10 protein-coding genes are annotated in these 12,939 nt (G+C 68.5%); 1 reads left to right on the forward strand and 9 read right to left on the reverse strand.

Features of this window, described 5'->3' with window-relative positions; all coding sequences use genetic code 11:
* Positions 1-7: 7 nt before the first annotated feature.
* The 5 genes from ABZ345_RS10585 to dxr all read right to left on the reverse strand — a co-directional run bounded on the left by ABZ345_RS10585 (position 8) and on the right by dxr (position 7,771).
* Complete coding sequence (locus ABZ345_RS10585; RefSeq protein WP_359845262.1) at positions 8-859, reverse strand: GNAT family N-acetyltransferase; 852 nt, start codon at positions 857-859, stop codon at positions 8-10.
* 143 nt (positions 860-1,002) lie between these two features.
* Positions 1,003-4,086 carry a S8 family serine peptidase gene (locus ABZ345_RS10590; protein ID WP_359845265.1) on the reverse strand — a complete coding sequence of 1,028 codons (3,084 nt, stop codon included), beginning with the start codon at positions 4,084-4,086 and terminating at the stop codon, positions 1,003-1,005.
* Between the two features lie 157 nt (positions 4,087-4,243).
* Positions 4,244-5,374 (reverse strand): flavodoxin-dependent (E)-4-hydroxy-3-methylbut-2-enyl-diphosphate synthase, encoded by a 1,131-nt coding sequence (ispG, locus tag ABZ345_RS10595; protein ID WP_359845753.1) that lies wholly within the window; start codon positions 5,372-5,374, stop codon positions 4,244-4,246.
* A 49-nt stretch (positions 5,375-5,423) separates the two neighbouring features.
* Entirely contained in the window at positions 5,424-6,635 is a 1,212-nt protein-coding gene (locus ABZ345_RS10600; protein WP_359845268.1) for a site-2 protease family protein, read from the reverse strand.
* A 5-nt stretch (positions 6,636-6,640) separates the two neighbouring features.
* Entirely contained in the window at positions 6,641-7,771 is a 1,131-nt protein-coding gene (gene dxr / locus ABZ345_RS10605; RefSeq protein WP_359845272.1) for a 1-deoxy-D-xylulose-5-phosphate reductoisomerase, read from the reverse strand.
* A 135-nt stretch (positions 7,772-7,906) separates the two neighbouring features.
* Here dxr and ABZ345_RS10610 point away from each other — a divergent pair, with 135 nt between their 5' ends.
* Positions 7,907-8,173: a GlsB/YeaQ/YmgE family stress response membrane protein gene (locus ABZ345_RS10610; RefSeq protein ID WP_359845274.1), complete on the forward strand. Its 267-nt coding sequence runs from the start codon at positions 7,907-7,909 to the stop codon at positions 8,171-8,173.
* A 233-nt stretch (positions 8,174-8,406) separates the two neighbouring features.
* Here the strand turns inward: ABZ345_RS10610 and ABZ345_RS10615 are convergent, their stop codons facing one another.
* The 4 genes from ABZ345_RS10615 to ABZ345_RS10630 all read right to left on the reverse strand — a co-directional run bounded on the left by ABZ345_RS10615 (position 8,407) and on the right by ABZ345_RS10630 (position 12,876).
* Positions 8,407-9,057, reverse strand: coding sequence for a response regulator transcription factor (locus ABZ345_RS10615; RefSeq protein WP_359845277.1), 651 nt, complete (start codon positions 9,055-9,057; stop codon positions 8,407-8,409).
* Positions 9,054-10,658 (reverse strand): histidine kinase, encoded by a 1,605-nt coding sequence (locus ABZ345_RS10620; RefSeq protein ID WP_359845280.1) that lies wholly within the window; start codon positions 10,656-10,658, stop codon positions 9,054-9,056. The genes ABZ345_RS10615 and ABZ345_RS10620 overlap by 4 nt, the downstream gene beginning before the upstream one ends.
* Before the next feature lie 575 nt (positions 10,659-11,233).
* The gene (locus ABZ345_RS10625) at positions 11,234-12,040 is read right to left on the reverse strand and encodes an ABC transporter permease (protein ID WP_359845283.1); all 807 of its coding nucleotides are present in this window, start codon (positions 12,038-12,040) and stop codon (positions 11,234-11,236) included.
* Positions 12,037-12,876 carry an ABC transporter permease gene (locus tag ABZ345_RS10630; protein ID WP_359845286.1) on the reverse strand — a complete coding sequence of 280 codons (840 nt, stop codon included), beginning with the start codon at positions 12,874-12,876 and terminating at the stop codon, positions 12,037-12,039. Before ABZ345_RS10630 ends, ABZ345_RS10625 begins: the two co-directional genes overlap by 4 nt.
* Between the last annotated feature and the right edge of the window lie 63 nt (positions 12,877-12,939).

A 12,939-nucleotide genomic window follows, 5' to 3' on the forward strand; every position in this document is an offset into this window, starting at 1 on the left:
TGCCCGGTCAGAACAGGACCGTGGCGTACTGGCCCACCTGTTCGAAGCCGATTCGACGATAGGCGGACTGGGCCACGTGGTTGTAGCCGTTGACGTAGAGGCTGGCAGTGCGGTTCAGGACTCTGGTCAGGCGGTCGGCCACCGCCGCCGTTCCGGCTGTGCCGATGCCCTCGCCCCGGCGGTCCGGGCGGACCCACACGCCCTGGATCTGGCCGACCCTGGAGGACATGGCGCCGATCTCCGCCTTGAAGACGACCTCGCCGTTCTCGAACCTCGCGAAGGCCCGTCCAGCGGCGATCAGTTCGGAGACCCTGGCCCGGTAGCCCGCGCCGCCGTCCTCCGCGCACGGGTCGATGCCGACCTCTTCGATGAACATCGAGATCGCCGCGGGGAGGTAGCGGGGGAGTTCGCTGGGGCGGACCTGCCTCACCAGCGGGTCCGGGGTGATCTTCGGGGGGCTGGAGATGGCCATCAGCGGCTGGTCGCCCCGGACCTCCCTGGCCGGGCCCCAGTCCGGTTGCAGCTCGTCCCACAGCGTTAAGACCTGTTCGGCCGGGCCTACCAGGGACGAGCACATCCGGCCGCGGCGTCTCGCCCTGTCGGCGAACATGCGCATGGCGCTCGCGCTGCCCTTGAGAGGGATGAGGTTGGGGCCGGAGAAGCAGAGGCCGTCCACCTTGCCCCTGATAGCGCGGGTGTCCGAGCCCCACATCTCGCCACCCAGGCGCCACGGGTCCAGGCCGGCCACCTCGACCCTTGCGGCGACCATGCACGCGGCTACGGGGTCGTTGTCGAAGACCCCGCGTACGTCGATCAGGTCGCGTTCGTCCAGCACGCGCGCTCCGGCCAGCCTCAGCACGTCATCTAGCGTGCCAGATAAGACGTGTGTGTGGCATCAGCCAACTGTGCGGAGCGGTCGTGACGGTGCGCACCCGCCTTGGAACGAGGAAGGGAACCTTCCTCCACCTGCGTGAACGAAGGTTCCCTTCATCGACAGCCTGGTCAGGTGATCTTGTAGGCGCGGATCACCGATTGCTCGACGGTGTTGCCCCGCGAGTCCGCGGCCTTGGCGCGCAGGGACATGGTGCCCGCGCCCGCCGGGTGGTCGATGAACGCGTTGTCCCCGATCACCAGGGCCCGGCGCCACGTCTTGCCCTCGTCGAGCGAGTAGTCGACGTCGACGTGCCGGATCCGGCCCGCACCCTCCTGCTGCTGCACCGACAGCGCGACCCGGTGCGTCCTGCCACCGGGCAGCGAGTCGTTGTCGTCGAGCTTCGGCGCGAACCTGACCACCGAGATCGGCAGTGCGGCACGGACGTCACCCGCGACGGCACCGGAGCGGAACGTCCAGGCCGCCGACACCTTGGTGCTGAGCTCTGCGTCGCCCGAGCGGTCGACGGTGACCTCGGCTCGGTAGCCGGCGGGTGCGGCGGGCAGGTCGTCGAAATCGGCGATCCGGGCAGGCGACTCGCCGACGAGCACGCCGTCGCGGTGCAGCGTCGTCCTGATGGAGTCGACCGGACCGCCACCCCAGCCGCCGTTCGAGTCGGCCGACATGGACATCATGAACGACATGTGACCGCCCGTCCGCGTGGCGTCCGGGACGACCTTGGACAGCGACGGCCCGAAGACCCCGAAGAACTCGCGTTCGATGTAGGACCGATCCGGCTGGTAGCGGCGCAGGTTCGAGATCATCACGGTGGTGAAGCCGTTCGGAGGAGGTTGCACCGTCAGGTACGACTCCCACCTGACGTTCTTGGTGGTGACGAACTCGACCGCGGTCTTGTCCGGCGGCACCGGGTAGATCGCCGTGCCGGTCCGCAGGCCGCGGTCTGTCGTCGGGTACTCGCCGAGCATCGCCCAGGCGTCCTTCGCGAACGGGCCGAACTTGTGCTCGACACGGGCGAGGTCCTGCTTGCGCGGTGCCCCCGCGAAACCGGTCGGCACGCGGCCGTCGACCGTCAGCGCCAGGCGGTAGAACGTGGTGTCGTCGGCCGCCGACACGCTGTGCGTGATGAAGAGCGTCGACAGCTGGTCGGCGGGCAACGGGCCGCCGATCTGCGCCGTGCGGAAGTCCCCGAACGCCGGCGACGACAGCGAGGTGCGCTCGACCTCGTAGTTCCCCAGGACCCGCCGGAAGGTCGCCTCGCCGACGGTGTCGGTCGTGGGTTCGGGCGCGGTCATCGAGACCGGCTTCGCCGTCCGCGCGTCGAACGTGACCGAGGTGTCCCCCTTGACCACGAGCTTCGGCTGGACGACGAGATCCGCGCTCTCCGCCACCTCGTCGGAGAACTCGGTCTCCACCACGTAGGTGCCCTTCGGCACGCGCACCTTCCCCGGCCCGTCCGGACCGAACAGGAGCAGGTACTTCCCGGTGTCGAGCCCTTCGACGGACGTGACGTAGGTACCGGGCCCACCACCGTTGCGGTCGATGTACGACAGCGTCACGTCGTAGCTCTCGACCTCGCGGGCGATGCTCACGAGCGTGCGCACGGACTGCCCGTCGGCGGTCGCGGTGACCTGCCCGCTGAACGCCGCGTCCTTCGTGCCGACCCTGGTGTCACCGGTGACCGTCACCGACGCCTTGCCGTTCGCGGGCACGGTGATCTTGGTGGCGCTCACCGAGAACAGGCCGGCCGGCGCGTCCGAGTCGATCCGCACGTCGGCTGTCACGGCCTTGTCGGTCGGGTTGACGTAGGTGATGTCCTTCGTCACGGGCTTGTCGTCGGCGTGCGGCCACTGCTGCGTGCCGAAGTTGATCGTGATCTGGTCGGCGAACACCTGCGCCTTGATCGCCTTGGTCAGGTCGACCCGGCCGAGGCCCTGGTCGAAGATCGTCTGGTCCGGGGCGGGTTTCGCCGTCCCGGCGAGCGCGGCCTTGAGCTGGGCGCCCTTCCACTCCGGGTGCTGCTGCTTGAGCAACGCGACCGAGCCCGCGACGTGCGGGGTGGCCATCGACGTGCCGGAGAACGCGACGTGCCCGGTCGTGCCCGCCTCGGCCGCGACGATGCCGACGCCGGGTGCCGTGATCTCCGGTTTCATCCCGCCGTCACCGGTACGCGGGCCGCGGCTGGAGAACCACGCGATCCTGTCGTCGCGGTCGACGGCGCCGACGGTCAGCGCCGCGTCCGCCGAACCGGGCGAACCGATGGTCTCCGGACGGCCCTCGTTGCCCGCCGCGATCACGAACAACGTGCCGTACTGCTCGGACAGCCGGTTGACCGCTTCCTCCAGCGGGTCGATCTCCGGGCCGTCGGCACCGCCGAGGCTCATGTTCACGACGTCCGCGCCGTTCTCCACGGCCCACCGCATGCCTTCGAGGATCCAGGACTCCTCGCACCCGGTCTCCATGCAGACCTTGCCGTCGAGGATCTGCGCGTCCGGCGCGACACCGCGGTATTTGACGTCGGTGCTCGCGATGGTGGACGCCACGTGCGTGCCGTGCCCGTCGTTGTCGGTGTTGTCCGGGTCCTCGGTGAAGTTCCGCTCCGCCAGCTGCCTGCCCCTGAGGTCGGGGTGGTTCTCGTCGACTCCGGTGTCGAGCACGGCGACCTTGACGCCCTTGCCGGTGAAGCCCGCCTGCCACGCGGCGGGGGCGCCGATCTGCGGAACGCTGCGGTCGAGCGTCGGCTTGCGCAGCCCGTTCAGCCAGATCTTGTCCGTCGTGGTCCGCAGGGCCGCCCAGCTCCGGGCCGTCCTCGCCGCGAGCACGCCGTGCCCGCCGATGATCAACGGCAGCCGGTCGCGGTAGCCGAACTCCAGCAGCTGCGTGACGTCGAACAGTCTCCGGTCGAGTTTGTCCGCGCGCAGCAACGCGATGGCGTCGTGCGGCAGGACGATCGTGTGCTTGCCGGCGCCTCGGTAAATGGAGAACCGGGCGCTCTTCCTGCCCTCGCCGGGCTGGACGCGGGCGACACGGCCGTCGGGCGCGAGGGTGACCCGGTCACCGGTGATCAGGGTGACGGTGCGGGCGGTGTCCGGTGTGGATCCGGCAGCGGGCGCCGCGAGCACGGGGGCCGCCGCCGACCCCGCGATCACGGCGAATGCCAGTACCGCTGCGGACGACCTGGATCGGCGATGTTTCAACAGGGACCTCCCGGTGAACCGATGCGCACGTTCTTCGCGACGGCCGGAAGGTCTTTACGGTAACGACGATTCTCTCAACGAGAAGATCCGAAATTACGGCAAATGCAGCCAGAACTGGGAAAATTCCCGGTTCTGGCTGCATTTGAGGAACTGCGGCTCAGCCGACGGTGACGGCCGGGGCCTCGCCCTCGACCGGCTCCATCTCCTCGGCGAGGCGCATCGCCTCTTCGATGAGCGTCTCCACGATCGCGTGCTCGGGCACGGTCTTGATGACCTTGCCCTTCACGAAGATCTGGCCCTTGCCGTTGCCGGACGCCACGCCCAGGTCGGCCTCGCGGGCCTCACCGGGACCGTTGACGACGCAGCCCATGACGGCGACGCGCAGCGGCACCTCCATGCCCTCCAGGCCCGCGGTGACCTGCTCGGCGAGCGTGTACACGTCCACCTGGGCGCGGCCGCAGGACGGGCAGGACACGATCTCCAGCTTGCGCGGACGCAGGTTGAGCGACTGGAGGATCTGGTGGCCGACCTTGATCTCCTCCACCGGCGGGGCGCTCAACGACACGCGGATCGTGTCGCCGATGCCCTGCCTCAAGAGCGCACCGAAGGCCACGGCGGACTTGATGGTGCCCTGGAAGGCGGGACCCGCCTCCGTGACACCGAGGTGCAGCGGGTAGTCGCACTGCTCGGCCAGCAGCTCGTACGCGCGCACCATGACCACCGGGTCGTTGTGCTTCACCGAGATCTTGATGTCGTGGAAGTCGTGCTCCGCGAAGAGCGAGGCCTCCCACATCGCCGACTCGGCCAGGGCCTCCGGGGTGGCCTTGCCGTACTTCTGCAGCAGACGCGGGTCGAGCGAACCGGCGTTCACGCCGATTCGAATCGGGGTGCCGTGGTCCTTCGCGGCGGCCGCGATCTCCTTGACCTGGTCGTCGAACTTCCGGATGTTGCCGGGGTTGACGCGCACCGCCGCACAACCGGCCTCGATCGCGGCGAAGACGTACTTCGGCTGGAAGTGGATGTCCGCGATCACCGGGATCTGGGACTTGCGGGCGATCGCCGGCAGAGCGTCCGCGTCGTCCTGCGACGGGCAGGCGACCCGGACGATGTCGCAGCCCGCGGCGGTGAGCTCCGCGATCTGCTGCAGCGTCGCGTTGACGTCCGACGTCAGGGTCGTCGTCATCGACTGGACGGAGACGGGGAACTCGCTGCCGACACCGACGTTGCCCACCATCAGCTGCCTGGTCTTGCGACGTTCCGACAGCACCGGCGGCGGCAGTGCCGGCATTCCGAGCATCACGCCGTCACTCATGGGTTGTGCACCTTTCCGTATTTCACTACTGCAACCTGATCGGGTTGACGATGTCGGCGGTCACGGTCAGCAGCGTGATGGCGCCGCCGATGAAGATGACCACGTAGGTGAGCGGCAACAGGCGCATGTAGTTGACCGGGGCGCCGGCGGGCTTCCCGCGCAGCTTCCGAATCCAGTCTCGCACCCGTTCGTAGAGGTTGACGGCGATGTGACCACCGTCTAGCGGGAGCAGCGGCAGGAGGTTGAACACACCCACGAAGAAGTTCAGGCCCGCGAGCATCAGGATGAAGAACGCCCAGAGGCCGCGTTCGGCCGCGTCGCCGCCGAGGCGGGAGGCACCGACCACCGAGATCGGGGTGTCGAGGTCGCGTTCGCCGCCGCCGATGGCCTTGACCACGGCCGGGATGCGCTCCGGGAAGCGCATGAGGCCCTTCCAGGTGTTCACGAACATGTCACCGGTGAAGGCCACGGCGGCCGGGACCGCGTCGATCGGGCCGTAGGTGAAGGCCTGCTGGACGATCACGCCGATGGCGCCGACCTGCTTGACCTCGACGCCGCCCTTGCCGTCGGAGATCTGGCGGGTGACCTTGGGCACGTCGACGGTGAGCGTGAGCTCCTTGTCGTCGCGCAGCACCTTGAACTCGTTCGGGCCGCTGAGGTCGCGGGTGACCTTCTGCATGTCCGACCAGGTCGCGATGGGCTTGCCCGCGATCGAGACGATCTGGTCGCCGGACTTCAGTCCCGCGCTCTTCGCCGGGGACGGAGCCCCCGCGGGGCACGGCGCGTCGAAGGGCACCGTGTAGTCCTGCACGCAGTCGGAGACCTGGGCGAGGACCGGCACGTCCTTGTTGTTCGGCAGGCCCAGCGACATCGCGAGGACGAGCAGGATGATGAAGCCGAGCAGGAAGTGCGTGATCGAGCCGGCGGAGAGCACGACGACGCGCTTCCAGACCTTCTGCTTGTAGAACGCGCGCGGCTTGTCGTCCGGGTGGACTTCCTCGAGCGCGGTCATGCCGGTGATCTCGCAGAAGCCGCCGGCCGGGATCGCCTTCAGGCCGTACTCGGTCTCGCCCTTGCGGAACGAGAAGAGCTTCGGACCGAAGCCGATGAAGTAGCGGGTGACCTTCATGCCGAAGGCCTTCGCGGTCAGCAGGTGCCCGAACTCGTGCAGCGCGATGGACACCGCGATGCCGAACGCGAACAACAGCACCCCGAGGATGTTGATGAATGTGTTCACGAAGTTCAGTTCCTTCCAACCAGCTCGCGGGCACGTGCGCGTGCCCAGTCCTCGGCGGCCAGGACCTCCGCGACGTCCGCGGGATCCCTCTGCCAGTCATTCGCCTCGCCGAGAACCTGGCCGATGGTGTCCACGATCGACAGGAACGACGTCTTGCCCGCGACGAAGCAGGCCAGAGCCTCTTCGTTCGCGGCGTTGTAGATCGCGGGGAGGCATCCTCCGCCGCTGCCCGCCTGCCGTGCCAGCTCGACCGCGGGGAACGTGACGCTGTCCAGCGGTTCGAACGTCCACGAGGTGGCGGTGTCAAAGGTACAGGCGGGCGCCGCACCGGCGACGCGCTCGGGCCATCCGAGACCGAGTGAGATCGGAAGACGCATGTCCGGCGGCGACGCCTGCGCGAGCGTCGAGCCGTCGGTGAAGGTGACCATCGAGTGAATGATGGACTGCGGGTGCACCACGACGTCGACCCGGTCGTAGGGCACGCCGAACAGCAGATGCGCCTCGATGAGCTCGAGGCCCTTGTTCACCAGGTTCGCCGAGTTGATCGTGACGACCTGGCCCATCGACCACGTCGGGTGCGCCATGGCCTGCTGCACCGTGACGTCCTTCAGGTCATCCCGGGTCTTGCCCCGGAACGGCCCACCGGACGCCGTCAGCACCAGCTTGTGCACCTCGTGCGGAGCGCCACCGCGAAGGCACTGGGCGAGCGCGGAGTGCTCCGAGTCGACCGGCACGATCTGGTCGGGCTTGGCCGCCTTCAGCACGAGCGGCCCGCCCGCGATGAGCGACTCCTTGTTGGCGAGGGCCAGCGTCGCGCCGGACTCCAGCGCCTTCAGCGACGGCTCGAGGCCGCGCGAGCCGTCCATGCCGTTGAGGACGACGTCCGCGGGGCAGGCTTTGATCAGGTCGACCATGCTGGTCAGCGTCTTGACGCCGGGGACCTCGGCACCGTTGGCCACGGCCACCGTGGACACGCCGAACTCGGCTGCCTGCTGTTGCAGCAGGTCAAGCTGACGCCCGCCCGCGCCGAGCCCGACGACCTGGAAGCGGTCGCGGTTGCGCCGGATGACGTCGAGCGCCTGGGTACCGACCGAGCCGGTGGACCCCAGGATCAGGACAGTGCGTGGAGTACTCATCGCCCCTCATTGTTCCGGAGAGTGCCTGAGAGCCCGGCACAGCCCGTTACTTTGATAACGGAGTGGTTTTGGAGGCGTGAAGTCGCCAGTTCGGGGGCATTCCCTTCGCGACAAGCGGATGGAAGGAGACTCTCCGTGGGCATCCTCGGATGGATTGTGCTCGGTCTGCTGGCCGGCGCCATCGCCAAGGCCATCATGCCTGGTAACGACCCTGGTGGTTTCATCATCACGATGCTGCTGGGCATCGTGGGCGCGATTCTGGGTGGTTTCATCGGATCTGCGCTCTTCGGGACGGACCTGGGCTCGTTCTTCGAGATCCGCACGTGGCTGCTCGCCATCGTCGGATCGTTGATCCTGCTCGGCATCTACCGACTGGTAACCGGCAGGCGAAGCCGGGTCTAGCCGCCTGAGACGTTTGGGGCCGTTCGGGTGACACCCGAACGGCCTCACGTCATTCCAGCTCCTTGCGGAAGACCGACTCGACCGCCTGCCGGGCGGTGTCGTCCGGCAGAGACCGTCGACGCGAGATTTACACCTTCGTGTACGACTGGATGCGCGGGTTGGCGTTCAGCCCGGACCGTTACCTGGTTGAGCATGGACTGGAGCTGCAAGCTGATGCTCTGGGAGCGGATGCGTTAGTTCGCGATGCCCGCGTCGCGAGCGAGCAGCGCGGCCTGCACCCGGTTCGTCAGCCCCAGCTTCGCCAGCAACCGCGACACGTACGTCTTCACCGTCGCCTCCGACATGTGCAGCTTCGCGCCGACATCCGCGTTGGACATCCCCTGCCCCAGCAACGCCAGCACCTCGACCTCGCGCTCGGTCAGCCCGGCGACGGCCTTCTGCGCCTCCTGCCGTTTCGGCTGCCCGGACGTGGCCACCATCCCCACGACCCGCGACGTGACCATCGGCGAGAGGTACGCCTCGCCGTTGTGCACCGCGCGCACGGCCCGCAGCAGTTCCTCGGGCGCAGAGTCCTTCAACAGGAACCCGGCAGCACCGTCGGACAACGCGCGCACGATGTTCTCGTCCTCGCCGAACGTCGTCAGCATGACGACCCGCACGGACGGCGCGACGACTCGCAGCTCCTTAGCGCACGCCAGGCCGTCCATCCGCGGCATGCGGATGTCGAGCACCGCCACGTCGACACGGCGCTCGCGGACGATCTGCACCGCCTCGCGGCCGTCGCCCGCCTCCGCCACCAGTTCGATGTCGTCGGCGGTGCCGAGGATGGCCTTGATGCCCGCGCGCATCAGCGGTTCGTCGTCGGCGATGAGCACCCGGATCATGGATTGTTCCTCTGCACGTGGATCTTCTTCTCGACCAGCTTGCCGTCCCGGAAGCAGAAACGCACCACCCGGGTTCCCTGGTCGCGGTAGGACTGCTCGTCGGTGACGTGGTAGACGCAGCGTGCGCCCGGCGGTTCGGGAGAGGCCTGCGACTTGCGGTCACCGTCGCCGACCAGGGGTTCGTCGCCGGACGGCAGCAGCGCCATCACCTCCGCCTCCGACTGTCCTTCGTGGATCCTGTCCAGGTCCTGCTGCGTCACGACCTCGGTCACCGGCTGGGCGCCGAGGAGGGTGAAGCCGCCGATGATGATCGCCAGCACGATCGACGCGCCCGCGATCGACCCGATGCCGGCCCACTTGCGGATCCCCCGCGGTGACTCCGTCTCGTCCTGCTCGTCCTCCGGCTCGTCGGGGAGCGCGGTCTCCTCGTACGGCAGCACCGCGGCGATCCGGAAGCCACCCGACGGCAGCCCGCCCACGTGCAGGATGCCGCCCGCCACCCGCACGCGTTCACTCAGGCCGATGAGTCCGACCCCCGGCTCACTGGCAGCAGAACCGTTGCGCGACGGGTTGTTCCGCACCTCCACGACCAGCGCGTCCGGCTCGTACTTCACCGTCACCTGCACGGCAGCGCCCGGCGCGTGCTTGGCGGCGTTGGTCAGTCCCTCCTGCGCCACGCGATAAGCCGCGTGCGACACACGGGAAGGCAACGGATTCGACTGCCCACCACGCACCAACGACACCAGGACACCGGCCTTGCGCGCATCGCTCACCAACGAGTCGATGGACTCCACGGTCCGTGTCGCGGGGTCGTCGTCGGGGCCGTCCTCTGCCCGCAGCACGCCGATGATCGCCCGCAGCTCCTCCATGCCGGTCAACGCCGCCGAGCGCAGCACCCCGATCGCCTCGCGCTGCTTGTCCCCCAGCGACGGGTCCAGCGCCAGCGCGCCGGCGTGCACCGAGATCAGCGACAGCCGGTGCCCGAGGCTGTCGTGCATGTCCTGGGCGATGCGGCTGCGTTCCCGCAGGCGCACCTGCCGCGACAGCATCTTGTGCTCGCCCTGCATCCGCGTCTCGCGGTCCCGCATCGCCTGCACCAGGGCCTCGCGCTGCGCCAGGTACCGGCCGACGAGGAACGGCAGCGCCACGCCCACACCGAAGATCGTGATCAGGATGAGCATGCCGTAGACGGGTTCGATGTCGACCGGCCGCGAGTCCCAGTCCCACACCAGCGCCACGACGACGAACGTGATCGTGGTCGACAGCACCGCCCTGCGCCACGACTCGATCCGCCGCCCGGCCGTGTAGCTCAGCACGACCATCAGCGCGGGCCCGAGGAACGGGATCGCCGCGCCCCCGATCATGGCGGTCGCCGGCAGCACGTGCCGCAGCGGCAGCACCAGCAGGTAGGTGGCGATGAAACCGGCGAGCGCCCAGCCCGTCGCCTTGTCCTCGCCCCACGGCCCCGGCCACAGGTCCAGCAGGACCACGGCGACCATCACGAGCACCTCGCCGACGACCCGGACCGGCGTCAACGCCTTGAGCCGGGCCAGGGTGTCGGCGAGCAGCGCCTCGGCCCTGGTCCGCACAGCAGTAATCACGCTCTCAAGCTACGAGACGTCCCATGTTCGCGCGGCACGCTGGAGTATCGAATCTGCGCGACGAAAGTTGACGCCTCACTCGGTCCGCGTCGCGTGGAAGCCCTTCGACGAGGTTCGAAGGACGCTCCTGGCGTGCGACAGCCTCGACATACTCCGCCTGCACATCACTGTGCCTGTACCTGGAAGCGAACTACGGGGGGCAACGTCGCCTACTTCTTCTCGCAGGGCGAGGCGGACACCAACTATCCGGACGTGATCTTCCGCTCTCACAGGCCAGCAGCCGCGACTCGGCCCGGATCGGGAACACCAGCACCCCCGGATCCGCCAGGACCACCTGGTGGCGCACGGCGAAGTAGCAGGGAACCAGCACGAGACCCCGTCCGCCGAGGTACAGGTCCACCTCGTGCGGGTGGTCGACGGACAGCACGGGCGGATTCCAGCTTCAACCGGGTGTGCGCAAGATCCCTGTCGGTGAAATGGACACGCAACTGCGGCACGTCTTCCCCCAAGAGCTGCCGGTGTCACCACCGGAGAAGTCGTGCGCGCCAAGGCCGGGCTACAGCCCCGGCCCGAAGTCAGACCAGCTGCGCGGTGGATCCGGCCTTGCGCGCCCGCCACGACGCGATCAGGACACCGCTGATCAGCAGCAGCGCGGTCGCCGTCACCATCAACGTCGACAGCGCCACGATCTCCGGTGAGATACCGCGCTTCGACGCCTGCGCGTACACGAACACCGGCAACGTCGTCGACCCGACACCGGTGAGGTACGAGGAGATCACCACGTCGTCGAACGACAGCAGGAACGCGAACGCCGCACCGGCCACCACCGCGGGCGCCACCAACGGCAACGTGACCGTTCGGAACGCCGTCGAGGGCGAGGCCCCGAGATCGGCGGCCGCCTCCTCCATCCGAACGTCCATTCCGGACACCCGCGACCGCACCACGACGACCACGAAGCTCAGCGAGAACGCCACGTGCGCGAACAGCAGCGCCCCGAACCCGAGCGGAATCCCGGCCAGCTTCACGAAGAACCCCAGCATCGCCACACCCATGACGACCTCGGGCACCACCAGCGGCAGCGACAGCAACACGGTCCACAGCCCGCGACCGGGGAACGCCCGCCGCAGCCCGAACGCCGCCAGCGTCCCGATCACCGTCGAGATCACCGCGGACGCCAGCGCCAGCTGCAGGGTCAGCTGCAACGACTCCAGCACGCGCGTGTCGCCGAACAGCTCGGCGTACCACTGCGTCGACAACCCGCTGATCTTGCTGAGCGACCGCGACGAGTTGAACGACGCGAGCGCCAGCCACACGATCGGCGCGTACAGGAACACGAAGACGAAGGCCACGACGAGCCCGAGCGCCCACGGACGACGGTTCACAGCACGTCCTCCCCACGCCGCCCGCGCAGCAGCAGCACGAGCACCACCAGCACGAGCAGCAGCACGGCCATCGCCGAGCCCAGCGGCCAGTTGTTGCCGCTGCGGAACTGGTCGTCGATCACCGACCCGAACGTCGACTGGCCGACGCCACCGAGCAGCTTCGGCGTCACGAAGTCACCAGCCGCGGGCACCAGCACGAGCAACGACCCGGCCAGCACACCCGTGAACACACCGGGCAGCACCACACGGACGAAGGTCGACACCCGCCCGTGCCCGAGGTCGAACGACGCCTCGACGAGCCGGAAGTCGAACCGCTCGCACGCCACGTACAGCGGCAGGACCATGAACGGCAGAAAGCCGTACGTCAGCCCGAGAACCACCGCGCCGTGCGTTAGCAAGAACCCGCCGTCGCGCCCCAGTCCGACCCACCCGAGCACGGTGTTGACCAAGCCCTCGCCGTCGAGCAGGGCCTTCCACGCGTAGATCCGCGCGAGATAGCTCGACCAGAACGGGATCAGCACCGCCGCGAGCAGCACGGTCCGATACCGGCCGCCGTACCGCGCGATGAACCACGCCAGCGGGAAACCCAGCAGCAGACAGGCGACCGTCGTCGCCACCGCGTAGACCAGGATCCGGCCGAAGATCGGCAGGAACGCCGGGTCGAGCGCCCTCAGGTAGGCCTGCGTCGTCCACGGCAGCACCGCGCGGGCGACACCGGTGTCCCGAGTCGCGAAGCTGAACTCGACGACGACCACCAGCGGCGCGATCAGGAAGATCCCCAGCCACAGCCCGGTGGGCGTGAGCAGGGCGTTGGCCTTCAGCCAGCGTCGGAACACAGGTGCAGATCATGCCATGTGGACAGTTGCTCGACGCTGCCTGGCCGGTGCTGTACAGGTGGA

Source organism: Lentzea sp. NPDC005914, from assembly GCF_040629405.1.
Lineage (GTDB): Bacteria > Actinomycetota > Actinomycetes > Mycobacteriales > Pseudonocardiaceae > Lentzea.